Origin of the sequence: Pseudomonas syringae, assembly GCF_023278085.1 — a bacterium.
Lineage (GTDB): Bacteria > Pseudomonadota > Gammaproteobacteria > Pseudomonadales > Pseudomonadaceae > Aquipseudomonas > Aquipseudomonas syringae_Q.
Genome location: NZ_CP066265.1, coordinates 5,464,762 through 5,489,913, shown reverse-complemented (window position 1 = coordinate 5,489,913; position 25,152 = coordinate 5,464,762). Strand labels below are relative to the sequence as shown.

General features: G+C 60.8%; 21 protein-coding genes. 13 read left to right on the top strand and 8 right to left on the bottom strand.

Annotation, left to right across the window (positions count from 1 at the left end):
* Nucleotides 1-106: 106 nt before the first annotated feature.
* Nucleotides 107-1,057 carry a choline sulfate utilization transcriptional regulator gene (locus I9H07_RS24285; RefSeq protein ID WP_024647565.1) on the bottom strand — a complete coding sequence of 317 codons (951 nt, stop codon included), beginning with the start codon at nucleotides 1,055-1,057 and terminating at the stop codon, nucleotides 107-109.
* Nucleotides 1,058-1,171: 114 nt separating this feature from the next.
* On the opposite strand from I9H07_RS24285, the gene betC reads away from it, so the two are divergent.
* The 3 genes from betC to I9H07_RS24270 all read left to right on the top strand — a co-directional run bounded on the left by betC (nucleotide 1,172) and on the right by I9H07_RS24270 (nucleotide 5,672).
* A complete protein-coding gene (gene betC, locus I9H07_RS24280; protein WP_236424347.1) occupies nucleotides 1,172-2,677 on the top strand; it encodes a choline-sulfatase in 1,506 nt (501 codons plus the stop codon).
* 37 nt (nucleotides 2,678-2,714) lie between these two features.
* On the top strand, nucleotides 2,715-3,641 hold the full coding sequence (locus I9H07_RS24275; RefSeq protein WP_024673485.1) for a choline ABC transporter substrate-binding protein: 927 nt from the start codon (nucleotides 2,715-2,717) through the stop codon (nucleotides 3,639-3,641).
* Nucleotides 3,642-4,103: 462 nt separating this feature from the next.
* Entirely contained in the window at nucleotides 4,104-5,672 is a 1,569-nt protein-coding gene (locus tag I9H07_RS24270; protein WP_236424349.1) for a SulP family inorganic anion transporter, read from the top strand.
* A 48-nt stretch (nucleotides 5,673-5,720) separates the two neighbouring features.
* Here the strand turns inward: I9H07_RS24270 and aroE are convergent, their stop codons facing one another.
* Together aroE and hemF are read right to left on the bottom strand one after the other, a co-directional pair.
* Entirely contained in the window at nucleotides 5,721-6,545 is an 825-nt protein-coding gene (aroE, locus tag I9H07_RS24265; protein WP_024675495.1) for a shikimate dehydrogenase, read from the bottom strand.
* Nucleotides 6,545-7,459: an oxygen-dependent coproporphyrinogen oxidase gene (hemF, locus tag I9H07_RS24260; protein ID WP_024675494.1), complete on the bottom strand. Its 915-nt coding sequence runs from the start codon at nucleotides 7,457-7,459 to the stop codon at nucleotides 6,545-6,547. The genes aroE and hemF overlap by 1 nt, the downstream gene beginning before the upstream one ends.
* Nucleotides 7,460-7,629: 170 nt before the next feature.
* Here hemF and I9H07_RS24255 point away from each other — a divergent pair, with 170 nt between their 5' ends.
* Nucleotides 7,630-8,607, top strand: a complete 978-nt coding sequence (locus I9H07_RS24255) for an NADPH:quinone reductase (protein WP_024675493.1) — start codon at nucleotides 7,630-7,632, stop codon at nucleotides 8,605-8,607.
* 10 nt (nucleotides 8,608-8,617) lie between these two features.
* On the opposite strand, the gene I9H07_RS24250 is transcribed toward I9H07_RS24255, so the two are convergent.
* From I9H07_RS24250 to I9H07_RS24240, 3 genes are all read right to left on the bottom strand, one after another.
* Nucleotides 8,618-9,175, bottom strand: coding sequence for an L-threonylcarbamoyladenylate synthase (locus tag I9H07_RS24250; protein ID WP_005894760.1), 558 nt, complete (start codon nucleotides 9,173-9,175; stop codon nucleotides 8,618-8,620).
* Nucleotides 9,176-9,213: 38 nt separating this feature from the next.
* A complete protein-coding gene (gene dprA / locus I9H07_RS24245) occupies nucleotides 9,214-10,329 on the bottom strand; it encodes a DNA-processing protein DprA (protein ID WP_236424351.1) in 1,116 nt (371 codons plus the stop codon).
* 123 nt (nucleotides 10,330-10,452) lie between these two features.
* Nucleotides 10,453-11,478, bottom strand: coding sequence for a LysM peptidoglycan-binding domain-containing protein (locus tag I9H07_RS24240; RefSeq protein WP_236424353.1), 1,026 nt, complete (start codon nucleotides 11,476-11,478; stop codon nucleotides 10,453-10,455).
* A 125-nt stretch (nucleotides 11,479-11,603) separates the two neighbouring features.
* Between I9H07_RS24240 and def the strand changes: the two genes are divergently transcribed.
* The 5 genes from def (at nucleotide 11,604) to I9H07_RS24215 (ending at nucleotide 18,332) form a co-directional block, all read left to right on the top strand.
* Nucleotides 11,604-12,110: a peptide deformylase gene (gene def, locus I9H07_RS24235; RefSeq protein ID WP_024675490.1), complete on the top strand. Its 507-nt coding sequence runs from the start codon at nucleotides 11,604-11,606 to the stop codon at nucleotides 12,108-12,110.
* A 60-nt stretch (nucleotides 12,111-12,170) separates the two neighbouring features.
* Nucleotides 12,171-13,115 (top strand): methionyl-tRNA formyltransferase, encoded by a 945-nt coding sequence (gene fmt / locus I9H07_RS24230; RefSeq protein ID WP_236424355.1) that lies wholly within the window; start codon nucleotides 12,171-12,173, stop codon nucleotides 13,113-13,115.
* Nucleotides 13,112-14,437, top strand: coding sequence for a 16S rRNA (cytosine(967)-C(5))-methyltransferase RsmB (gene rsmB / locus I9H07_RS24225; protein WP_058391192.1), 1,326 nt, complete (start codon nucleotides 13,112-13,114; stop codon nucleotides 14,435-14,437). The genes fmt and rsmB overlap by 4 nt, the downstream gene beginning before the upstream one ends.
* A gap of 4 nt (nucleotides 14,438-14,441) precedes the next feature.
* Nucleotides 14,442-15,815 carry a Trk system potassium transporter TrkA gene (trkA, locus tag I9H07_RS24220; protein ID WP_024675487.1) on the top strand — a complete coding sequence of 458 codons (1,374 nt, stop codon included), beginning with the start codon at nucleotides 14,442-14,444 and terminating at the stop codon, nucleotides 15,813-15,815.
* Nucleotides 15,816-15,968: 153 nt separating this feature from the next.
* Nucleotides 15,969-18,332 carry an FdhF/YdeP family oxidoreductase gene (locus I9H07_RS24215; RefSeq protein WP_024675486.1) on the top strand — a complete coding sequence of 788 codons (2,364 nt, stop codon included), beginning with the start codon at nucleotides 15,969-15,971 and terminating at the stop codon, nucleotides 18,330-18,332.
* A 582-nt stretch (nucleotides 18,333-18,914) separates the two neighbouring features.
* Here I9H07_RS24215 and I9H07_RS24210 read toward each other — a convergent pair.
* Nucleotides 18,915-19,802: a lysophospholipid acyltransferase gene (locus I9H07_RS24210; protein WP_058824910.1), complete on the bottom strand. Its 888-nt coding sequence runs from the start codon at nucleotides 19,800-19,802 to the stop codon at nucleotides 18,915-18,917.
* A gap of 37 nt (nucleotides 19,803-19,839) precedes the next feature.
* Nucleotides 19,840-20,391 (bottom strand): DNA-3-methyladenine glycosylase I, encoded by a 552-nt coding sequence (locus I9H07_RS24205; protein ID WP_236424357.1) that lies wholly within the window; start codon nucleotides 20,389-20,391, stop codon nucleotides 19,840-19,842.
* A 79-nt stretch (nucleotides 20,392-20,470) separates the two neighbouring features.
* Here I9H07_RS24205 and glyQ point away from each other — a divergent pair, with 79 nt between their 5' ends.
* The 4 genes from glyQ to I9H07_RS24185 are packed head-to-tail and all read left to right on the top strand — an operon-like array spanning nucleotide 20,471 to nucleotide 24,863.
* Nucleotides 20,471-21,418, top strand: coding sequence for a glycine--tRNA ligase subunit alpha (glyQ, locus tag I9H07_RS24200; protein WP_024675483.1), 948 nt, complete (start codon nucleotides 20,471-20,473; stop codon nucleotides 21,416-21,418).
* Nucleotides 21,415-23,469, top strand: coding sequence for a glycine--tRNA ligase subunit beta (gene glyS, locus I9H07_RS24195; RefSeq protein ID WP_024675482.1), 2,055 nt, complete (start codon nucleotides 21,415-21,417; stop codon nucleotides 23,467-23,469). Before glyQ ends, glyS begins: the two co-directional genes overlap by 4 nt.
* A 10-nt stretch (nucleotides 23,470-23,479) precedes the next feature.
* On the top strand, nucleotides 23,480-24,034 hold the full coding sequence (gene gmhB / locus I9H07_RS24190) for a D-glycero-beta-D-manno-heptose 1,7-bisphosphate 7-phosphatase (protein ID WP_162839739.1): 555 nt from the start codon (nucleotides 23,480-23,482) through the stop codon (nucleotides 24,032-24,034).
* Nucleotides 24,035-24,092: 58 nt separating this feature from the next.
* Entirely contained in the window at nucleotides 24,093-24,863 is a 771-nt protein-coding gene (locus I9H07_RS24185) for a lysophospholipid acyltransferase family protein (RefSeq protein WP_024675480.1), read from the top strand.
* Nucleotides 24,864-25,152 lie beyond the last annotated feature (289 nt).

The window sequence follows — 25,152 nt, the reverse complement described above, 5'->3', positions numbered from 1 at the left end:
CAAACAGCCTGTCGCTGGCGGCTGATGATTTTAAAACGTATGCATGACCATTTTGTTGAAGTTAGCGCTGTAACGGACCGCTCGGTCATTTTTCAGCGGGACAATATTACACCGCAATCGACGGCAACGGCCTACCCGCCAACGAGACCCCGCTCAACGCCTGTTCACTCGCCAGCCAGTCCATGAACTGCTGAACGATCTGCACTCGCCGTTTGCGCTGGGGCAAAACCACGTAATAGCCGTGCCCGGAAATTGCCGATCCGGCGATGGGCCGGCAGAGCAGGCCTTGGTCGAGGAGGTCGTCGACCAGGTGCTTCCAGCCGATGGCGATGCCTTGTCCACCTATCGCGGCCTGGATCAGCAGGGTGTAATTGTCGAAGCGCAACTGACCGGGCGCGGGAGCCTGGGGAATATCGAGTGCGCGGAACACACCCGCCCAGTCAAACCAGTTGTTGATGCTTTCGCCGCGCAGGTGCAGCAGCGGAAAGTCGCGCAAGGCGTCGTTGGGCAAAGGCGTCTGGCGGCCGGCAATCAGCAGCGGACTGCACACCGGGAAGACTTCTTCGCTGAACAGCCAGTGGCTTTCGCCCTGTTTGAAGCGTCCGTCGCCGAACAGTACGGCAACGTCGATGTCGGCGCGTAACATGCTGTGGGTCCGCTCACTGGTCACCAGGCTGACGTCCACGTCGGGGTTGACTTTGTGGAAGCGGTGCAGGCGCGGCATCAGCCAGTAGGCGGCGAAGGCAAAGTCAGTGGCGACTTGAAGCACCTCGTGCTGGTGCTGTTCGGTGATGGCTATCAACCCGCTGTCGATGGATTGCAAGCCAGCCTGCACATGGCTGAACAATATTTCACCGGCGTCGGTCAATTCGATGCCACGATAGATCCGGTCAAACAGCCGGGTATTTAGCTGTTCTTCGAGGCGCTTGATCTGTTGGCTGACGGCGGGCTGTGTGGTGCCCAGTTCGATAGCCGCGGCGGTAAAACTGCGCAGGCGGGCCGCGACTTCAAAAGCTCGCAACAGATCGAGGGACATATCGCCAAACGCTTCAAACATAAGCGGTGCTTATCCTAGGCATTGCTGCACATGGGCTTTACCATCAAACACGAGGGCTTCATCCTCACGTCCAGCACTTTCGCATAACTTTTCACAATGGGATGCAGCGATTACATGAAGCGCAAAAATATTCTGTTCATCATGGCCGATCAAATGGCCGCGCCAATGTTGCCGTTCTACGCCCGCTCGCCAATTCTGATGCCGAACCTGAGCCGCCTCGCCGCCAACGGCGTGGTGTTCGACTCGGCGTATTGCAACAGCCCGCTGTGCGCGCCATCGCGTTTCACTCTGGTCAGCGGTCAGCTGCCGAGCAAGATCGGCGCGTACGATAATGCGGCCGACTTTCCGGCGGATATCCCGACCTACGCGCATTACCTGCGCGCACTGGGCTACAAGACCGCGCTCGCGGGCAAGATGCATTTCTGCGGCCCGGATCAGTTGCACGGTTACGAAGAACGCCTGACCAGTGATATTTACCCCGCCGACTACGGCTGGTCGGTGAACTGGGACGAACCGGATGTACGGCCGAGCTGGTACCACAACATGTCATCGGTTTTGCAGGCGGGCCCGTGCATTCGCACCAACCAGCTGGATTTCGATGAAGAGGTGCTGTTCAAGGCGCAGCAGTACCTCTATGACCATGTGCGGCAGGACGGTGACGCGCCGTTCTGCCTGACTGTGTCCATGACTCACCCACATGACCCGTACACCATTCCGCTGCCGTTCTGGGACTTGTACAGCAACGACGAAATCCCGATGCCGACGCCGCACGCCAATCAGGCCGCGCTGGACCCGCATTCGCAACGGCTGCTCAAGGTCTACGACCTGTGGGACAAGCCGCTGCCGACCCACAAGATTCGTGATGCGCGCCGCGCCTACTTTGGCGCCTGCAGCTACATTGACCTTAACGTCGGCAAACTGATGCAGACGCTGGATGAAGTCGGGCTGGGAGAAGACACCATCGTGGTGTTCTCCGGCGATCATGGCGACATGCTCGGCGAGAAGGGCCTCTGGTACAAAATGCACTGGTTTGAAATGGCCGCTCGCGTGCCGCTGGTGGTGTATGCACCAGGGCAGTTCAAGCCGGGCCGGGTCAGTGCTTCGGTGTCGACGGCCGACCTGTTGCCGACCTTTGTCGAGATGGCCAACGGCAAACTGGACGCCGGCTTGCCGCTGGACGGACGCTCGCTGATGCCGCACCTGAAACGTAAAGGCGGGCACGATGAGGTCTTCGGTGAATACATGGCCGAAGGCACGAACAGTCCGCTGATGATGATCCGTCGTGGCGCTTACAAATTCATCTATTCGGAGCGGGATCCGTGTCTGCTGTTCGATGTGAAGAAGGACCCGAAAGAGCAGAAGGATCTGAGCCAGTCACCCGCCCATGAAAAGCTGTTCAATGACTTCCTGGCCGAAGCTCGGGCCAAATGGGACATCCCGGCGATACACCAACAGGTGCTCGCCAGCCAGCGCAGAAGGCGCTTTGTCGCCAAGTCGCTGGCAACCGGCAAGCTGAAGAGTTGGGATCACCAGCCACTGGTCGACGCCAGTCAGCAGTACATGCGCAACCACATTGATCTCGACGATCTGGAGCGCAAGGCACGTTTTCCGCAACCTTGACCCTGCCCACACCAAAAAAATCAAAAGGGGTACATCAATGAAGAAGTTATCCACAGCCGTTGCCGCCGCAGTCATGACGTTCGGCAGCCTTGCGGCGCAGGCAGAGGACGCCAGTTGCAGCACCGTCAAGATGGCCGATCCGGGCTGGAGCGACATAGCTGCCACCAATGCCATCACCAGCGTGGTGCTTGAAGGCCTGGGCTACAAGGCCAAGGTCGACACGCTGGCGGTGCCGATTGCCTATGGCGGTTTGAAAGACGCCAAGCTGGACGTCTTTCTGGGTAACTGGATGCCGGCGCAGCAGGGCTTCTACGACAAGTTCGTGGCCACCGGCGATGTGACGCAACTGGCAAAGAACCTTGAGGGCACCGAGTTCACGCTGGCGGTGCCGGATTACGTCTGGGACGCAGGCGTGCACGACTTTGCCGACCTGAGTAAATTTGCCGACAAGTTCGACAAGAAGATCTATGGCATCGGCTCGGGCGCACCCGCTAACCTGTCGCTGCAAGAGATCATCAAGAAGAACGAGTTCGACCTGGGCAAATGGAAGCTGGTTGAATCCAGCGAGCAGGCGATGCTCGCCGAGGTCAATCGCAACGTGAAGAAGAAAGCGTTTGTGGTCTTCCTGGGCTGGACGCCGCACCCTATGAACGTGCAGATCAAAGGCATGCACTACCTCAAGGGCGGCGAAAAATACTTCGGCGACACCGGCTCGGTCTTCACGCTTACCCGCAAAGGTTATGCACAGGCCTGCCCGAACGTCGGCAAGCTGTTGACCAACCTGAGCTTCACCCTGGACATGGAAAACAGCATCATGGCCGAAGTGACCAACAAGAAGGTCAGCAACAGCGACGCGGCCAAAGCCTGGATCAAGGCCAACCCGGCGGTGCTGGACAAGTGGCTGGATGGCGTACAGACCGTTGATGGCAAGGAAGGGCTGGCGGCGGTGAAGGCCAAATTGTAGGCGTACAACCTTGGGTGCACTGCGTGGCGCAGATTTGTGACGCGGAGCGTCACGAAGGGCATCCCACGCTGGAGCGTGAGGAGCGATAGCCATCAACTATCGTGCCCATGCTCCGCGTGGGCATGCAGTTCTGGACGCTCTGCGTCCGGTCTTGAGTATCCAGCGTGGCGCAGATTTGTGACGCGGAGCGTCACGAAGGGCATCCCACGCTGGAGCGTGAGGAGCGATAGCCATCAACTATCGTGCCCATGCTCCGCGTGGGTATTCAGTTCCGGACGCTCTGCGTCCGGTCTTCATGCTGCGCGACGCAGGTTGTGACGCGGAGCGTCACGAAGGGCATTCCCACGCTGGAGCGTGAGGAACGATAGGCGTCTCAGGACGTACGCTGATCGTGCCCATGCTCCGCGTGGGCATGCAGTTCCGGACGCTCTGCGTCCTCTACGTTATTCATCCGAGGGACCGATGCGCTGGCTCAATCACCATAAATTCCTGCCGTTTCTCGCTTGGCTGCCGCGTCAGACCCGCAGCAGCGTCGGGCGGGATGCGCTGGTGGGTTTGAGTGGAGCCATTCTGGCGCTACCGCAATCCATCGCTTACGCACTGATCGCCGGGCTGCCGCCGGAGTACGGCCTGTATGCCGCGATTGTTCCGGTCATCATCGCCTGCCTGTGGGGCTCGTCCTGGCATCTGATCTGCGGGCCGACCGCCGCTATTTCCATCGTGCTGTATGCCAGTGTCAGTCCGCTTGCCGTTCCGGCCAGTCAGGACTACATCATGCTGATCCTGCTGCTGACCTTCATCGCCGGAGTCTTCCAGTTATTACTGGGGATGATGCGCTTCGGCGCGCTGGTGAATTTCGTGTCCCACTCGGTGGTACTCGGTTTCACGCTGGGCGCTGCCGTCGTGATTGCCCTCGGACAGATGCCCAATCTGCTGGGCCTCGATCTGCCGAGCCAGACCACTGCCCTCAACAGCCTGAACGCCGTGCTCGGCCATCGCGGCGATGTCGATATGCCTTCGCTGGTCCTTGGACTGCTGACCCTTGCGCTGGGTATCGGTCTCAAGGCGCTGGTGCCACGCTGGCCTACGTTGCTGATCGCGCTGGTATCGAGCGGTTTGCTGGTCTGGCTGTGGCCGGCAATGTTTGGTGATGTGCGGGTGGTCAGCGCCTTCGTCGGGCATCTGCCGCCATTCAGCCCGCTGTCGCTGGACCTCGAGTTGATTCTCAGGCTGCTGCCGACGGCCGTGGCGGTGGGCATGCTCGGGCTGGTCAACAGCCTGTCGATTGCCCGCTCGCTGTCGGCACGCTCGCAACAGATGCTCAACGCCAATCAGGAAGTCCGTGCTCAGGGGCTGTCAAATATGGTCGGCTCGCTGTTTTCCGGCTACCTGTCGGCGGGCTCGTTCACCCGTGCGGCGCTGAACTATGAAGCGGGGGCTCGCTCGCCGTTGGCCGGAGTGTTTTCGGCGCTATGGGTCGCGTTGTTCGCGGTTGCCGGGGCCTTGCTGATCTCGCACATTCCGCTCCCGGCCATGGCCGCCTCAATCCTGCTGATTTGTTGGGGGCTGGTGGACCGACGTGGCATTCGCGCGCTGTTCCGGGTCAGTCGCGCCGAGTTTTTCGTGATGGCGCTGACCTGTCTGGCGACGCTATTGCTGGAACTGCAAACCGCGATCTACGCAGGCGTGCTGGCTTCGCTGTTCTTCTACCTCAAACGCACCTCACAACCGCGCGTCCAGCAGTGGCGCGAGGGTGATGAAGATGTCCTGCGCGTGGGCGGCTCGATCTTCTTCGGCGCCAGTCACTACCTGCAAACCCGCCTGCAACGCACCGAGGCGCAGCGCGTGGTGATCGACGCGCAGCAGATCAACTTCATCGATTACTCGGGCGTCGAGATGCTTCATCAAGAAGCCAGACGCCTGGCTCAGCAAGGCCGGGTGCTGGTTCTGCGCAATGCCCGACCACAGGTGATCGAGGAATTGCACAAACTCGAAGGCGCGGAGAAATGCCCGATTCTGTTTGAGGATTGAGCCCTGACTCATCGTCCCGACGCTGTGCGTGGGAACGAGAGACAGGCTTCAGCCCGTCGCCAGCAACCTGCGCAACTCAGCCAGTACCGGCGCTGAATCCGGGCGCACGCCGCGCCAGAGCAGGAAGGCTTCTGCCGCCTGTTCCACCAGCATGCCCAAGCCGTCAACCGATTGCGCCGCGCCGTGTTCGGTGGCCCAGCGGCAAAAGGCGGTGGGCTCTTTGCTGTACATCATGTCGTAGCAGAAGGTCGCGCCGGGCTGGATAAGACTCGGGGAAATCGGCGGCAGTTCTCCAGCCAGACTGGCAGAGGTTGCGTTGATGATCACATCCACTGACTCTTCAAGCCAGTCGAAACTGCTGGCGAACACTGGACCCAGATCAGCAAACTCCTGCGCCAGTCGTTCGGCTTTTTCGACGGTACGATTGGCGATGACCAACGCTGCAGGCTGTTGCGCAAGCAACGGCTCCAGCGCACCGCGAACCGCACCGCCTGCGCCCAGCAACAGAATCCGCTGGCCTCGCAGACCAATCCCGCAATTAACCGTCAGGTCGCGCACCAGTCCCGCACCGTCGGTGTTGTCACCCAGCAGCGTACCGTCGTCGAGTTTGCTCAAGGTGTTGACCGCTCCGGCACGCTGCCCGCGCCCGGTCAGGCTGTCAGCCAGGCGATACGCCTCTTCCTTGAACGGCACCGTGACGTTGGCACCACGCCCGGTCTGGAAAAAAGCCTGGGCGAACGCGGTGAAATCATCCAGTGGCGCCAGCGAAGTCTGGTAATCCAACTGCTGCCCGGTCTGCTCGGCAAACAGACGATGAATCAACGGCGACTTGCTATGACCAATGGGATTACCGAAGACGACGTAGCGGTCCATCAGTTTTCCGCCAACCAGTCGCGATCGGTCAGGAAGTACTCGGTCAGGCGCGCTTCTTCGCTGCCCGGCGCGGCTTTCCAGTCGTAGCCCCAACGGACTTGCGGCGGCAGCGACATCAGAATCGATTCGGTCCGGCCACCGGACTGCAAGCCAAACAGCGTACCGCGGTCATACACCAGGTTGAACTCGACATAACGCCCGCGACGGAACTCCTGAAACTCGCGCTGCTGCACGGTGTAAGCCGCAGCCTTGCGACGTCGCACGATCGGCAGGTAGGCATTGATGAAGGCATCACCGATGGCGCGAATGAACGCGAAGCTGGTCTCGAAATCCCACTGGTTCACGTCGTCGAAAAACAGACCGCCGATGCCGCGCGGCTCGTCGCGATGCTTGAGGTGGAAGTAGCTATCGCACCACGCCTTGTAACGCGGATAGACGTCATCACCGAAGGGGGCACAGGCGCGCTCGGCAACCCGGTGCCAATGCACGCAATCTTCCTCGACGCCGTAGTAGGGCGTCAGGTCGAAACCACCACCGAACCACCAGACCGGCTCTTCGCCTTCTTTCTCGGCGATGAAGAAGCGCACGTTGGCGTGGGACGTCGGCACGTGCGGGTTGTGCGGGTGGATTACCAGCGACACCCCCAGCGCCTCGAAACCACGCCCGGCCAGTTCAGGACGATGCGCACTGGCAGACGGCGGCAGGTTGCTGCCAAACACGTGGGAGAAGTTAACGCCGCCTTTCTCGATGACCGCGCCGCTCTCGATCACCCGCGTCCGACCGCCGCCGCCCGCTGGACGTGTCCAGGCATCCTCAACGAAGTGTGCGCTGCCATCTTCCTGCTCAAGCGCAGTGCAGATGCGATCCTGCAGGTCGAGCAGATAAGCTTTTACGGCCTCGGTGCGGGTACTCATGGCGATCCCTTACGGCTGACGTCAAACGGCTGGCCCCCGGAACAAAGGGGGGCGCAGGCAAATTGGCGCGTAGCATACCATCGGCAGCGCGGGCTGGCAGTTGACGAAGGTCGGGCGAAGGAGTCCGATAGGTTCTTTTTGCAGCCCTTTTACCATCAAGGAGAGAGCACATGGCAAAGCGTATCCAGTTCAGCACTGTCGGAGGACCCGAGGTTCTTGACTATGTCGATTTCGAGCCGGAGGCTCCGGGGCCGCAGGCGGTGGTTGTGCGTAACAAGGCCATCGGCCTGAACTTCATCGATACCTATTACCGCAGCGGGTTGTATCCGGCGCCGTCTTTGCCATCCGGTCTGGGCGCTGAAGGCGCCGGCGTGGTCGAGGCGGTGGGCGATGAGGTGACGCGTTTCAAAGTCGGTGACCGGGTTGCGTATGGCACCGGGCCGCTGGGGGCGTACAGCGAAGTGCACGTGCTGCCCGAGGCGAATCTGGTCAAGCTGGCCGACTCGGTGAGTTTCGAGCAGGCTGCAGCGCTGATGCTCAAGGGACTGACCGTACAATACCTGCTACGTCAGACCTATCAGGTGAAGCCGGGCGAAATCATTCTGTTTCACGCCGCTGCGGGTGGTGTCGGCTCGCTGGCCTGCCAATGGGCCAAGGCGCTGGGGGCGAAGCTGATCGGCACGGTCAGTTCGCCGGAGAAAGCCGCCCACGCCAAGGCGCTCGGTGCGTGGGAGACCATTGATTACAGCCATGAAGATGTCGCCAAACGTGTACTGGAGCTGACCGACGGCAAGAAATGCCCGGTGGTCTACGACGGCGTGGGGCAGGACACCTGGCTGACGTCGCTCGACAGCGTGGCCCCGCGTGGGCTGGTGGTCAGTTTCGGCAATGCGTCAGGGCCGGTTGCAGGCGTGAACCTGGGCATTCTGGCGCAGAAGGGCTCGGTGTACGTCACGCGTCCGACGCTGGGCAGCTACGCCAATAACGCACAGAACCTGCAAACCATGGCCGACGAGCTGTTCGACATGCTCGCCAGCGGCAAACTCAAGGTCGACGGCGTTCAGCAATACGCCCTCAAAGATGCCGCACAAGCGCACATCGAGCTGTCAGCACGGCGCACCACGGGCTCGACCATTCTGATTCCGTGAGCCGTCTGCTTCAGCCAGCGCGCATGACCTGACCGGTTGCGATGTCACGGATCACGCTGGGGTTTCGGCGGCCGCCCAGGCTGCCGCCGAGTACACCATCGATCTGACCACGGAAGTACTGCTCGACGCGCAACCGCGAACGCGCCGCCGGACGTCCCGCCGGGTTGGCCGATGTCGAGATCAGCGGGCCGACCAGCGCGCACAACTCGCGTACGGTCGGGTGATCGGTGACGCGCAACGCCACGGTTTCATGAATACCGGTGATCCACTCGGGCAACAGATTCTGATGCGGCACCAGCCAGGTGTTGGGCCCCGGCCAGGTACTGGCCATACGGTCGAGCCACAGTTCGGGGAAGTCTTCGAACAGAAAATCGAACTGGCGAATGTTGTCAGCGATCAGGATCAGGCCTTTTTCCACTGGCCGGGATTTGATCGCCAGCAGGCGATAAACCGCTTCTTCATCCCACGGATCGCACCCCAGCCCCCAGACTGCTTCGGTCGGGTAGGCAATCACCGCACCGGCTCGAATATCCTGAGCGGCTTGCTGCACACGCCAACTGCTGACCATTGTTTGTCTCTCCACTGGATCCTGGCCGCAGTTTAACCTCAGGGCGCGCTGGCGAACCATCGTCCCGCTTCACAGCTTATTCTTCCGTCCAGTTCCAGCTCGGTCAGGCCTGCCAATACCTTGGGCAACGGCCAGCCACTGGAAACCGACAGCCCCTCGCTGGTATGGGGTGCGGCGTGCAACAGCGCCAGCAACGGATGATCACAAGGCGTGGGTTGTGCGGGTTCAGAGTCAGAGCCGGGCGCTACGCGCTTCCAGTGCTGCAGGCCTTCAAGAATGTGGTCGACGGTCTCGACCAGCGTTGCACCGTCACGTATCAACTGGTGACAACCCTTGGCGCCTGGGTGGTGAATCGAGCCCGGTATCGCATAAACCTCGCGACCGTGTTCGGCTGCAAGCCGGGCCGTGATCAATGATCCGCTGGCAACGCTGGCCTCGACCACCAGCACGCCCAGTGACAGGCCGCTGATGATCCGGTTGCGACGCGGAAAGTTGCTGGGCTGTGGTCCGGCGTCCAGCGGGAACTCGGAAATCACTGCGCCGCCCTGTGCCGCCATCTGTGCTGCGAGGGCGCGATGCTGCTGTGGATAAAGTTTTTCAAGCCCGGTGCCCAGCACGCCGATTGTATGCCCACCGACATCCAGTGCGCCCTGATGCGCGGCGCCGTCAATGCCGCGAGCCAGACCGCTGGTGATCACAAAACCGGCACCTGCCAGGCTGCGCGCAAACGCCCTGGCGGTATCCAGTCCGGGGCGGGAGGCGCGACGACTACCGACCATGCCCAACTGCGGACGTTCGAGAATGGAAGGGTCGCCGGCAATGAAGATCAGCGGCGGCGGATCGGCGATCTCGGCCAGCAGGGCGGGGTAGCCAGGGTCGTCCCACATCAGCAAATGCTGGCCCGGACGCTCAAGCCAGGCCAGGGCAGCGCTCGCACCATCACGAACGCCAGCCTCACGACGGGCCTCGGCACAGGCACCCGGAATGCCGAGCGCACGCCATGCGCTGGCAGGTGCGCTGAGCGCCGAAGAGGCTGAACCAAACGCATCGATAAGCCTGGAAAAGCGTTTCGGTCCGACCTCCGGCAAGCGATGCAGACGCAAGCGCGCTTCCAGCTCTGCTGGCGAAGAGAGGGCTTTTTCGAACAATGGCATGAGATCGTCCCTGATCCGTTGCGCATCTCAAATGATGCGCAAACCTGTGGATAACTCTGTTGACAACAATTTGATAACTGGCTCGCTCGTAACACAAATCCGTGTCGGAACTGAAACATGGCGCTATGGGTTGCGAACCTTGTCCATGATGGCCAAAGATCGGTTGGCTTGCAGGACCAAGGCGTAACTAAGCTTGTCGTAGGTGCGGAAAACCATCAGCAGGCCAGCCCGTTCGTCGGGGATTTTCACGTATTCACCCGAGACCCGATCGCGCACTGTTTCGCTGGTCTTGTAGATCGCCAGCACGTTGCCCTCGGTCAGGCCGTCAAGCTTGCCTCTGTTCAAGGTCACCACGTCCATCACGCCAACCTGAGTCACTCCACGCGGCACATCCAGAATCAAACCGTCTACCGGGGCCTGCGGAGCGCTGGGCAGGAAGGTCGAGTTGATGGCCCGCTCTTCGCTGGCGAACAGACGATCACCGGGCCGCACTTCCTGGGTGGTACGCTGCAACGTCAGGGTCGAAATGTCGCCCCCAGCGGCAATCACCTCCGCGCTGCCGACATCATCGGCGTTGATCCCCAGCACTTCATTGGTCTGCGGATCAGCGTAGACCTTGCCCTGACGAAAGATGCCGTAGACGGAGTGGGCCGGGTCCAGCCTGCCGCGCGCATAGGCGCGATCGCCCGCGCCGCTGAGTACCCGCTCGGCATTGCCGGCGACGATGTACGGCGCCAGGTCGAACTGTTCGGCACTGTCGACAATCCGGTTGCTGATCAGGAATGCGTTGATCGCGCCCAGCGGAATGCTCGGGATGGCCTCGACCGTCGGCGTGCTGCGCACACGCGGTGACAATTTGATGGTGCCACGCGACTCGCCGCGATTGAGCGTCACACGCGGCTGACCGTCGACCCAGGTCAGCGCAAGGGTGTCGCCGGGGTAGATCAGGTCGGGATCGCGGACTTGCGGATTAGCCCGCCAGATCTCGCGCCACTTCCACGGTTCGCGCAAAAACTTGCCGGAAATATCCCAGAGCGTGTCTCCGGCGACGACGGTGTAGCTCTGCGGATAGCCTTCCCTGAGTTGCACTTGCGCCTGGGCAAGACCACTGGCGGTCAGGAACAGCAGGGCGAGTAGTGATTTCCTCATGCGGTGAATCCCTTTATCATGTTGCCTTGCGTGAACCCTAGAGTCCCATCATGGGCTGCCTGCCTTGAATTCCCGAGCCCGGCACCCGACCCTGACTTTACCTTAACAGTGCAGCTCTTACGTATATGGCCATTCTAAACATCCTCGAATTTCCCGATTCGCGCCTGCGTACCCTCGCCAAACCTGTGGCGATGGTAGACGACGGCATTCGCCAGTTGGTCGACGACATGTTTGAAACCATGTACGAAGCGCCCGGCATCGGCCTGGCCGCGACGCAGGTCAACGTCCACAAGCGCGTGGTCGTCATGGACCTCAGTGAAGACCGCAGCGAACCCATGGTCCTCATCAATCCTGAAATAGAAAAGCTGACCGATGAAATGGATCAGTATCAGGAAGGCTGCCTGTCGGTGCCGGGTTTCTACGAAAACGTCGACCGCCCGCAAAAAATTCGCGTCAAGGCACTCGACCGCGACGGCAAGCCTTACGAACTGGTTGCCGAAGGCCTGCTCGCGATCTGCATTCAGCACGAGTGCGATCACCTGAACGGCAAGCTGTTCGTCGATTATCTGTCCAACCTCAAGCGTGACCGGATCAAGAAAAAGCTCGAAAAGCAGCACAAGCTCAACGCCTGATCCGTGGTTACCCCAAAAGGCCTGCATAAGGCCTTTTTGTTTTTTCATAACGAGAACTCCATGACTGAGCCACTGCGCATCGTCTTCGCCGGCACCCCGGAATTTGCCGCCGAACACCTCAAGGCCCTGCTCGACAGCCCTCACCAGATCGTGGCCGTGTACACCCAGCCTGATCGCCCGGCCGGTCGTGGACAAAAGCTGATGCCCAGCCCGGTCAAACAACTGGCGCTGCAACATGATGTGCCGGTGATGCAACCGCCAACGCTGCGTGACCCCGCAGCACAGGCAGAACTGGCGGCCCTCAAACCGGATTTGATGGTGGTGGTCGCCTATGGCCTGATCCTGCCGCAAGTGGTGCTGGATATTCCGCGCCTGGGCTGCATCAACAGCCACGCGTCGCTGCTGCCACGCTGGCGCGGTGCGGCGCCGATTCAGCGTGCCGTGCAGGCCGGTGATGGCGAAAGCGGCGTGACCGTGATGCGCATGGAAGCGGGTCTGGACACCGGGCCGATGCTGCTCAAGGCCGTGACACCGATCACCGCGCAGGATACCGGCGGCACGTTGCATGATCGCCTGGCCGAACTCGGCCCACCCGCTGTGTTGCAGGCTATTGCCGGTCTGGCGGAGGGTTCGCTGGTCGGCGAGGTTCAGGACGACAGCCTGGCCAATTACGCTCACAAATTGAACAAGGATGAAGCGCGCATCGACTGGACTCGCCCGGCGGATGAGCTGGAGCGTCTGGTGCGTGCCTTCAACCCGTGGCCGATCTGCCACAGCACGCTGAACGAAGAAACCCTGAAAGTGCTGGCGGCCGATCTCGCCGAAGGGCAGGGCGCGCCGGGGACTATCCTCAGCGCCAGCAAGGACGGCCTGATCGTCGCGTGCGGCGAGAGCGCCCTGCGTTTGACCCGCCTGCAACTGCCGGGCGGCAAACCGTTGAATTTCACTGACCTGTTCAACAGCCGCCGCGAGAAATTCGCCATCGGTACGGTGCTTGGCCAATGAACCCTCGTCTGGCCGCCGCCAAGGCACTGGCTGCCGTGCTCAGCGGCAAGGCGTCGCTGAACAGCTCGCTGCCGACCCAGCTGGACAAGGTCGAGCTGCGTGATCGTGGCCTGACCCAGGACCTGGCGTTCGGCACGGCGCGCTGGCAGCCGCGGCTGTCGGCACTGGCCGCCAAACTGTTGCAAAAGCCGTTCAAGGCCGCCGATGCCGACGTCGAAGCCTTGCTGCTGGTCGGTCTCTATCAGCTGTTCTACAGCCGTATCCCTGCGCATGCGGCCATCGGTGAAACCGTTGGCTGCGCCGACAAGCTGAAAAAACCATGGGCCAAAGGCCTGCTCAATGCCGTGCTGCGCAACGCGCAACGCGACGGCGAAGCGCTGCTGATCGAGCTGGAACACGACCCTGTGGTGCGCACCGCTCATCCGCGCTGGCTGCAAAAAGCCCTGAAAGCCGCATGGCCGGAACACTGGGAAGCCATTTGCGCGGCCAATAACGCGCATCCGCCGATGATTTTGCGGGTCAACCGTCGCCACAACAGCCGCGATCAGTACCTTGAGCGGCTGAAGACTGCCGGTCAGGAAGCCATTGGCTGCACGTTCAGTCAGGACGGTATCGTGCTGGCCGAGCCGTGTGACGTGCGCTCGCTGCCCGGTTTTGCCGAAGGCTGGATCAGCGTTCAGGACGAAGCCGCGCAACTGGCCGCCGACCTGCTGGAACTGGCGCCCGGCCAACGCGTACTCGACGCCTGCTGCGCGCCAGGTGGTAAAACCTGCCATTTGCTAGAGGTGCAGCCACAGCTGAGCGGCGTGGTGGCAGTGGACCTGGAAGCCAAGCGTCTGGTGCGTGTGCGGGAAAACCTCGACCGTCTGGGCCTCGACGCCGAACTGATCGCCGCCGACGCCCGTGACACCGCAACCTGGTGGGACGGCCAGCCCTTCCAGCGCATTCTGCTCGACGCGCCATGTTCGGCCACCGGCGTGATCCGTCGCCACCCGGACATCAAACTCACCCGCCAGGCTGACGACATTGTCGCGCTCGCCACCTTGCAGGGTGAGCTGCTGGACGCCTTATGGCCTACGCTGCAAGTAGGCGGCATGCTGGTGTACGCAACATGCTCGACATTGCCGACCGAAAACACCGACGTCATCGAGGCGTTCCTGGCCCGGACTTCGGGGGCCAGAGAACTGGACATCGCCGGGCAGGGCGGACAGCCAGCGGCTGGCATCAAGCAAGCGCATGGTCGCCAGTTGCTGGCCCGGCAGGGTGGCCACGACGGTTTCTACTACGCCAAACTGATCAAGATCGCGGCGGCGCGGGAGTAAGCAGTTGAAAATCATCATTCTGGGTGCAGGTCAGGTGGGCGGTACGCTGGCCGAGCATCTGGCGGGCGAAGCCAACGACATCACGGTGGTCGACACCGATGGCGACCGATTGCGCGATCTGGGCGACCGTCTGGACATCCGCACCGTGCAGGGCAAGGGCTCGTACCCGGCGGTGCTGCGCCAGGCAGGTGCCGACGATGCCGACATGCTGGTGGCGGTCACCAGCAGCGACGAAGCCAACATGATCGCCTGCCAGGTCGCCTACACGCTGTTCCACACGCCTACCAAGATCGCACGGATCCGGGAGGCGGCGTACCTGACACGCGCAGGCCTGTTCGACAAGACCGCGATCCCGGTCGACGTGCTGATCAGCCCGGAACAAGTGGTGACCAACTACATCAAGCGGCTGATCGAATACCCCGGTGCGTTGCAGGTGATCGACTTCGCCGACGGCAAGGCGCAACTGGTCGCGGTCAAAGCCTATTACGGCGGGGCTTTGGTGGGTCAGCAACTGCGCCAGTTGCGCGCGCACATGCCCAATGTCGATACCCGCATCGCCGCCATCTACCGGCGCGACCGGGCGATTCTGCCGCAGGGCGATACGGTCATCGAAGCCGACGACGAAGTGTTCTTCATCGCCGCCAAGGCCGATATCCGCGCAGTCATGGGCGAGCTGCGGCGTCTCGACGAAAACTATAAACGCATTGTCATCGCTGGCGGCGGCAACATCGGTGAGCGCCTGGCCGAGGCTATCGAAAGCCGTTATCAGGTCAAGATCATCGAAATGAATCCGGCGCGCTGTCGTTACCTGTCGGAGAACCTCGACAGCACGGTGGTGCTGCAAGGCAGTTCATCGGACCGCGACCTGCTGCTGGAAGAAAACATCGGCAACACCGACCTGTTCCTGGCCCTCACCAACGACGACGAAGCCAACATCATGTCGTCGCTGCTGGCCAAACGGCTGGGCGCTCGCAAGGTGATGACGCTGATCAACAACCCGGCCTATGTCGATCTGGTGCAGGGTGGCGAGATCGACGTTGCGGTCAGCCCGCAACTAGCAACCATCGGCACGCTGCTGGCCCACGTGCGACGCGGCGACATTGTCAGCGTTCACTCGCTGCGCCGTGGCGCGGCGGAAGCCATCGAGATCGTTGCCCACGGCGATGCAAAATCCAGCAAGGTGGTTGGCCGCGCCATCAAGGACATCAATCTGCCGACCGGCACGGCAATCGGCGCGATCATCCGCGACGAACAGGTGCTGATTGCCCACGACATCACCGTGATCGAATCCGGCGATCACGTGATCATGTTTCTTGTGGATAAAAAGTGCATTCGCGAGGTGGAGCGGCTGTTTCAGGTAGGGCTGAGCTTTTTCTGAACAGGGCCTGAACAGGTGCCATCCTGACTGAACCTCTTGCCGATCTGCCCGGTCGGCAACGCTCGTCGACTCGGACGAATTCTCTCTGGACGCGTGTATCTCAGACACACGTGCATCATGCCCTCGCGGGCTTTATGAGGGAGAACACAGCCAATGTCCGAGTCAAAAAATGCCCAGGCCCCGCTTCAAGGTTCACAGACCGACGGCTCGGCTGCTGGCGGCTGGCCCGCGCTGACTGCCGTCAACAAACACTTGCTGCATCAGCATGTTCTGCTCAAGGGCAATCGCACCCTGTTATCCATGAACAAGCCCGGCGGCTTCGATTGCCCCAGCTGCTCCTGGCCGGACCCGAAGAAGCCACACACCTTTGAATACTGTGAGAACGGTGCCAAGGCCCTCGCCTGGGAATCGACCAAGAAACGCGTAACGCCTGAGTTCTTCTCCCGGTACACGGTCAGCGAGCTGGCCACCTGGAGCGATCACGACCTGGAAGCAGAAGGCCGTATCAGCGAGCCGATGCGCTATGACGCGGCCAGCGACAAATACCTGCCCGTGACCTGGGATCAGGCGTTCGCCGAGATCGGTGAAGAGCTGCGCCATCTGAGCGACCCATGGAAACTGGAGCTGTACACCTCCGGGCGCACGTCCAACGAAGCCGCATTTCTGTATCAGCTGTTTGGCCGTCTGTACGGCATGGCCAATTTTCCTGATTGCTCGAACATGTGCCATGAAACCACCACCGTGGCGCTTCCCGAGTCGATCGGGGTCGGTAAAGGCACCACGACGCTGGAAGACTTCGAGAACGCCGACGCTATTTTCATCATTGGTCAGAACCCCGGGACCAACAGCCCGCGCATGATGTCCGAGCTGCATGCTGCAGCACGCCGGGGCGCCAGCATCATCTCGTTCAACCCGTTGCGCGAAAAGGCGCTGGTACGTTTCGCGGCGCCACAGGACCCGCGCGACATGCTCAGTCGCGGCGGCGTGGAGATCAGTTCTCAGTATCATCAGGTCCGGATCGGCGGCGACATGATTGCGCTGCAGGGTGTCTGCAAGGCCGTCATCGAAGCAGACGACGCGGCGCAGCGGGAAGGCCTGCCACGTGTGCTGGATGTACCGTTCATTGAAGAGCACACCCACGGTTTTGAGCGCTACGCCGATTATTGCCGACAGTTGCCCTGGGAAACCATCGAGCGTCATTCGGGCCTGACACGCCAGGCCATGGAAGAGGTGGCGGCGGTGTATAAGCGCTCGGAGGGGGTCATCTGCTGCTGGGGCATGGGCGTCACACAGCACATGCGTGGCGGCGACGCGATGCAGCAGATCATCAACCTGCTGCTGTTACGCGGCAACATCGGCAAGCCCGGTGCCGGAGCCTGCCCGGTACGTGGGCATTCCAACGTTCAGGGCGACAGGACGATGGGCATCTATGAAAAAGCCGGCGAGCCGTTTCTGGCCAGCATGAGCAAGGTATTCGGTTTCGAAGCGTCCAGAAAAAAAGGCCACGCCGTGGCCGAGACCTGCGAAGCCTTGTTGCGTGGCGAGGTGGAAGCGCTGATTTCCATGGGCGGCAATTTCTTCCGCGCCATTCCGGATACCGATGTGATCTGCCCGACCGTCAGCCGCTTGAGAATGACCGTGCTGGTCAACACCAAACTCAACCGCAGCGCGACGGTGCATGGCCAGAAAGCCTTCTTGCTGCCGTGCGTGGCGCGTTCGGAACTGGACATGCAGAACGGCGTGGCGCAAACCATTACGGTCGAAGACTCGATGTCGATGGTGCACGGCTCGACCGGCATGCTGGAACCCGCGTCGAAGCATCTGATTTCCGAAGTGGCGATCATCGCCGGTATCGCCAAGGCGACGCTTGAACCCAATCCCAAGGTGGACTGGGACAGCTACGTCAACAATTACGCCCGGATTCGCGACAAGATCGAAGAGGTATTGCCCGAGCAGTTCCATGACTTCAATCAGCGCATCCTCGAACCTGGAGGTTTCCGTCTGCCCAATGCCGCCAGTGAGCGTAAGTGGGACACCGAGTCGGGCAAGGCCAATTTCCTGTTTCCCGAGGGGATCTATGACGAGGACGACACGCCACCGGGCGCAAAGCATCTGCAGTTGATGACGATCCGCAGCCACGACCAGTTCAACACCACGGTGTACTCCAACGATGATCGTTACCGGGACATCTACGGCGACCGCATGGTGGTGATGCTCAACCCGCTGGATATTGAACGTCTGGGGCTGAAGGCCGGGGATTACATCGAATTCCAGACCGCGCAGGACCTGGCCACGCCACGCCGCGCACCGGGTTTCAAGGTCATCCCCTACGACGTGCCGCAGGGCTGCTGCGCGGCGTACTACCCGGAAACCAACGGCCTGGTACCACTGGCCAATCGGGATAAGCGCAGCAACACACCTGCGTCCAAATCCATCCCGGTGAACCTGGTGCGGATGAGCGCAGAAGGAATGCAGGTGGCACTGGAGCGGCGCGGGTTGATCGCCGCGGCCAGTTAGCGCTTCACCTCTCGTTCGCGCGCTGCGAAACGAGAGGTGTCTGGGCTGGGGCGTAAGGAGCGAGAGGTGTCTGGACTAGAGCGTGAGGAACGAGGAGTCACTGAAGAAACACTATTGTGCCCATGCTCCAGCGTGGGCACGCCGTTCTGGACGCTCTGCGTCCGGTTTTGAGCACTGTGGCGTGGCGCAGATTTGTGACGCAGAGCGTCACGCAAGGCATTCCCACGCGGAGCGTGAGGAACGAGAAGTGACTGCAGGAACACCATCGTGCCCACGCTCCAGCGTGGGCATGCCGTTCTGGACGCTCTGCGTCCGGTTTTGAGCACTGTGGCGTAGCGCAGATTTGTGACGCAGAGCGCCACGCAAGGCATTCCCACGCGGAGCGTGAGGAACGATAGGTGTCTGGATTGGAGCGTGAGGAGCGAGAAGTGTCTGGACTGGAGCGTGAGGAACGAGGAGTCACTGAAGAAACACTATTGTGCCCATGCTCCAGCGTGGGCACGCCGTTCTGGACGCTCTGCGTCCGGTTTTGACCACTGTAGCGTGGCGTAGAATAGGTGTCTCGGCCGCGGCCGGCCTTTCTTAATACCAGCGCGCCTCACCCGCCGGGCGTTTCTTGAAGCGTTTCATGGTCCACATGTACTGGCTCGGGTAAGCCCGCACGTATTTCTCGACCACTTTGCTCATCGCCGCGGCCGAAGTTTCGGTGTCGGTGCTGTACATCGCTTCGGGGGCGGCTTCGAGTACCACTTTGTAGCCCGAACCATCCGGCAGGCGCATGGCGTGCAGGAATACGCCGACTGCCTTGCCACCGGCCAGCATATTCGGCACAAACTTGCTGGTCAGCGCCTGGGTGCCACAGAAGGGGACAAAGATACCCGCCGACTCAGCCGGCTCCGGATCGGCCGGAATACCCACCGAACCGCCTTTGCGCACTTCCTTGATAACGCTGAGAATGCCTTCCTTGGTCGACGCCGCCACCCGGTTGCCCAACTGCACACGCTGCTTGCGCAACAGGTCATCCACCGCTTTCAACTTGGGTGGACGATAGAAAATGATCGGCTTGCACTGGCTGCAATAAAAGTGATTGAGCACTTCCCAGTTGCCCAGGTGGCTGGTGATGCCGACCACGCCCTTGCCAGACGCCAGCGCGTCCTTGAGTACCTCGAGCCCTTCAACCTCACGCACCAGATTGATCGATTTCTGTGCCGGCCAGATCCACGCGCAGGCGCTCTCGGTGAGCGTCTTGCCGATGTCCATCAGGCTGCGGCCGACCAGCTTTTCCAGTTCAGGCTCGCTCAGTTCCGGGAAACACTTGGACAGATTGATTCGCGCCACTTCACGGGAGCGATTGGGCAGCTTCCACATCAACCAGCCGATGGCGGTGCCGGCCCACTGAACGGCTCGCCAGGGCAGCAAGGCAAACAATCGCAACGCCCCGACCATTACGGCGCCTTTGAACTTATCCACAGATGACTCCCAGATTCTTGAGGCGGGTAGTGTAACGTCAGCGGCTCAACACCGCGTACCGATCACAATCGACCGTGTGATCCATGACCATGCCGCTGGCTTGCATGTAGGCATAACAGATGGTCGGTCCGACAAAGGTGAAACCGGCCTTTTTCAGCGCCTTGCTCATCGCTTCTGCCTCAGGGGTAATGGCCGGTACTTCGCTGCGGCCCTTGAAATGATTGACCTTCGGCTGCCCGCCGACAAACGACCAGAGCAGGCCGACCGGATCTTCCAGCGCCAGCCAGGCCCGCGCATTGGTACGCACGGCCTTGAGCTTGAGACGGTTGCGAATGATGCTCGGATCGAGCATCAGCGCCTCGATTTCGGCATCACTCAATTGCGCCAGCCGCTCGACATCAAAGCCATGCAGCACCTCGCGATAACGTGTCCGACGCTTGAGAATCGTGATCCACGACAGCCCCGCCTGGAACCCTTCGAGCAAAAGCAACTCGAAGAGCTTCTGCGCATCGCGCAGCGGCACTCCCCACTCCTGATCGTGATAAGCGATGTACAGGGGGTCTTCGTTGCACCAAAAGCAGCGTGTCATAGGGCTCCCAGGAGCGGACGTGCGGCCGAATCGGGTATACTCCCGCTCTTTGAATCGCAGCCCAGCACAGGTGAAATTTGTGAGCCAGCCTACGCCAGCCGTGCGTACCTTCCAAGACTTGATCCTCGCCCTCCAGCAATACTGGGCAGAACAAGGTTGCGTGGTACTTCAGCCCTACGATATGGAAGTAGGCGCCGGCACGTTCCACACTGCCACGTTTCTGCGCGCCGTAGGCCCGGAAACCTGGAATGCCGCTTACGTACAGCCAAGTCGTCGCCCGACTGACGGCCGCTACGGCGAAAACCCGAACCGCCTGCAGCATTACTATCAGTTTCAGGTGATTCTCAAGCCGAACCCGGACAACTTCCAGGAGCTGTACCTGGGCTCGCTCAAGCACATCGGCCTCGATCCACTGGTGCATGACGTGCGCTTCGTCGAAGACAACTGGGAATCGCCGACGCTGGGCGCCTGGGGTCTGGGCTGGGAAATCTGGCTCAACGGCATGGAAGTTTCGCAATTCACTTACTTCCAGCAAGTGGGTGGCCTGGAGTGCTACCCGGTGACTGGCGAAATCACCTACGGCCTCGAACGTCTGGCGATGTACCAGCAGGGCGTGGACTCGGTCTACGATCTGGTCTGGGCTGACGGCCCGTTCGGCAAAGTGACCTATGGCGACGTGTTCCACCAGAACGAGGTGGAGCAGTCGACCTACAACTTTGAACACGCCAACGTCGAAAAGCTGTTCGAACTGTTCGATTTCTACGAAAGCGAAGCAGCGCGTCTGATCGAGCTGGAACTGCCATTGCCGGGCTATGAAATGGTCCTCAAGGCCTCGCACACGTTCAACCTGCTGGATGCCCGTCGCGCGATTTCCGTGACAGCGCGTCAGCAATACATCCTGCGCGTGCGCACGCTGGCCCGTTCGGTGGCTCAGGCTTACCTGCAAGCCCGGGCGCGACTCGGCTTCCCGATGGCGCCACCCGATCTACGCGATGAAGTGTTGGCCAAGCTGGAGGCAGCGCAATGAGTGCTCAAGATTTTCTGGTCGAACTGGGCACCGAAGAACTGCCACCCAAGACCCTCGTTTCTCTGGCGGATGCGTTTCTGGCCGGTATTGAAAAGGGCCTGCAGGGCGCAGGTCTGACGTACAGCGCCAAACAGGTCTACGCCGCACCGCGTCGTCTGGCCGTGTTGATCACCGCGCTGTCCACGCAACAACCGGATCGCAGCGTCAACCTGGACGGCCCGCCGCGCCAGGCTGCGTTCGACGCCGACGGCAATCCGACTCAAGCGGCACTGGGCTTCGCCAAGAAGTGCGGCGTCGATCTGAGCGAAATCGATCAAAGCGGCCCGAAACTGCGTTACAGCCAGACCATTCTCGGAAAACCGACGATGTCGCTGCTGCCGACCATTGTCGAAGACTCGCTGAACGACTTGCCGATTGCCAAGCGCATGCGCTGGGGTGCTCGCAAGGAAGAGTTCGTGCGTCCGACCCAGTGGCTGGTGATGCTGTTCGGCGATCAGGTGGTTGATTGCACGATTCTCGCCCAGAGCGCAGGGCGTCATTCTCGCGGCCACCGCTTCCACCACCCGGAAGACGTGCGTATTTCCTCGCCTGCCGGTTACCTGGGCGACCTGCGCGCCGCTTATGTACTGGCCGACTTCAATGAGCGTCGCCAGATCATCAGCAAGCGCGTCGAAGAGCTGGCCACCCAACAGGAAGGCACCGCGATCGTGCCGCCAGGCCTGCTGGATGAGGTCGCCGGTCTGGTCGAGTGGCCGGTGCCGCTGGTGTGCTCGTTCGAAGAGCGTTTCCTTGAAGTGCCGCAGGAAGCCCTGATTACCACCATGCAGGACAACCAGAAGTATTTCTGCCTGCTGGATGTCGATGGCAAGCTGCTGCCGCGTTTCATCACGGTCGCCAACATCGAAAGCAAAGACCCCGCACAGATCGTTGCCGGCAACGAGAAGGTGGTTCGTCCGCGTCTGACCGATGCCGAGTTCTTCTTCAAGCAGGACAAGAAGCAGAAGCTCGAAACCTTCAATGATCGCCTGAAGAACGTCGTGTTCCAGGCTCAGTTGGGCAGCGTCTTCGACAAGGCCGAGCGTGTGTCGAAACTGGCCGCCTACATCGCGCCACGCATCGGCGGCGATGCGCAGCGCGCAGCGCGGGCCGGCCTGTTGTCCAAGTGCGACCTGTCGAGCGAGATGGTCGGCGAGTTCCCGGAAATGCAGGGCATTGCCGGTTACTACTATGCCAAGGCCGACGGCGAGCCAGAAGATGTCGCGCTGGCGCTCAACGAACAGTACATGCCGCGCGGCGCAGGGGCCGAACTGCCGACCACACTGACCGGCGCAGCCGTCGCCATCGCTGACAAGCTGGACACGCTGGTCGGTATCTTCGGTATCGGCATGCTCCCCACCGGCAGCAAGGACCCGTATGCCCTGCGCCGTGCAGCGCTGGGCATCCTGCGAATCCTGATCGAGAAGAAGCTCGACCTGAACCTGGTCGACACCGTGAAGTTCGCGGTCACCCAGTTCGGTAGCAAGATCAAGCCAGCCGGTCTGGCGGAACAGGTACTCGACTTCATCTTCGACCGCCTGCGTGCGCGTTACGAGGACGAAGGCGTCGATGTGGCGGTGTACCTCTCGGTGCGTGCCCTGCAACCTGCCTCGGCGCTGGATTTCGATCAGCGTGTTCAGGCGGTCCAGGCCTTCCGCAAACTGCCGCAAGCCGCTGCACTGGCTGCCGTGAACAAGCGCGTGTCCAACCTGCTGAGCAAGGCCGAGGGCAATATTGCCCAGACCGTCGAGCCCAAGTACTTCGATAACGCCAACGAGTTCTCGCTGTACTCGGCAATTCAGCAGGCTGACAATGCGATCCAGCCTATGGCTGCCGAGCGTCAGTACAGCGAATCGCTGGCGCGCCTGGCCATGCTGCGTGAGCCGGTCGATGCGTTCTTCGAAGCGGTCATGGTCAACGCGGAAGACGCCAATGTGCGCGCCAACCGTTATGCCTTGTTGTCGCGCCTGCGCGGCCTGTTCCTCGGCGTTGCCGATATCTCGCTGCTGGGCTGACAAGGGATCGATGGTGAAACTGCTGATACTGGATCGGGACGGAGTGATCAACCATGACTCCGACGCTTACATAAAGTCGGTGGAGGAATGGCTGCCCATTCCCGGCTCGATCCAGGCGATCGCAGCGCTGAGCAAGGCCGGCTGGACGGTGGCCGTTGCCACCAACCAGTCCGGCATTGCCCGCGGTTATTACGACCTGGCCACGCTCGACGCCATGCATGCGCGCTTGCGCGAGCTGGTGGCTGCGCAGGGTGGCGAGGTCGGCTTGATCGTCTACTGCCCGCACGGGCCAGACGAAGGATGTGAATGCCGCAAACCCAAACCCGGCATGCTGCACACCATCGCTCGTCACTACGCAGCCGACCTCAAGGGACTATGGTTCGTAGGCGACAGCAAAGGTGACCTGCAGGCCGCTTTGGCCGTCGATTCCCAGCCTGTGCTGGTGCTGACCGGCAAAGGCCGCAGGACAATTGAAGGCGAAGTGCCGGAAGGCACACTGATTTTTGACGATCTGGCGGCGGTTGCCGCAGAACTTATCCACAACAGCGCTTCACTGAACAACTGACCCCATCAGGTTCGGAACGCTCCAGGAGCGGGCACCTGCCCGTACGGTAAACGTAACTATGTCGATCATGCAGGCAATCAGGACTTTCTTCTTTTACCTGTTGCTGGGCACCAGCTCGCTGCTGTGGTGCACATTGAGCTTTTGCATCGCGCCTTTTCTGCCGTTCAAAGCCCGCTATCGCTTCATCAATGTCTACTGGTGCCGCTGCGCCCTATGGCTGACCCGGGTGTTCCTGAACATCAAGGTTGAGGTGACCGGCGCAGAAAACGTGCCGAAAACGCCCTGCGTGATCATCTCCAACCACCAGAGCACCTGGGAGACGTTCTTTCTCTCGGCGTACTTCGAGCCGTTGAGCCAGGTCCTCAAACGTGAGCTGCTGTACGTCCCGTTTTTTGGCTGGGCCATGGCCATGCTGCGTCCTATCGCCATCGATCGCGAAAACCCGAAAGCAGCACTGAGAGAAATCGCCAAGAAGGGCGACGAGTTGCTCAAGGACGGTGTCTGGGTACTGATTTTCCCGGAAGGCACACGCGTGCCCTACGGCCAGGTCGGAAAATTCTCGCGCGGCGGCACTGCGCTGGCGGTCAACGCTGATCTGCCGGTGCTGCCAATTGCGCACAACGCCGGTAAATACTGGCCTCGGGACGGTTGGGCGAAAAAGCCTGGCACCATTCGTGTGGTCATCGGCGAACCCATGTACGCAGAAGGCACCGGCCCGCGCGCTATCGCTGCGTTGAATGAGCGCGTACAGGCCTGGAACGAAGACACACAACGCGCCATGGGAACCCCGGTCACACCTGCAACAACTGCAGAAAAAGTCCCCGCGTGATTTTGTGGATAACCTGTGTACGGATTTTGGAAAAGTATTGGAAAACGGCGTTAAGCCTTTAATTATACTGCTTATTTCTCAAAGTGATTAACACGCCCAAAACGTGCATAAGTTTTGGTGATGTACAAAAACCGACCCTTTAGAGGTCGGTTTTTTATTGGTGCGCGATTAACCACAACGTCATGTATTTCAAATTAAAAGGCAGGTCGGGTCAGTAAAATTTCGCTCGTGTAGGAATTTTCTTGCATGTGCGTGGTCTGTTTCACGATCGTTACACGCGATATCACTT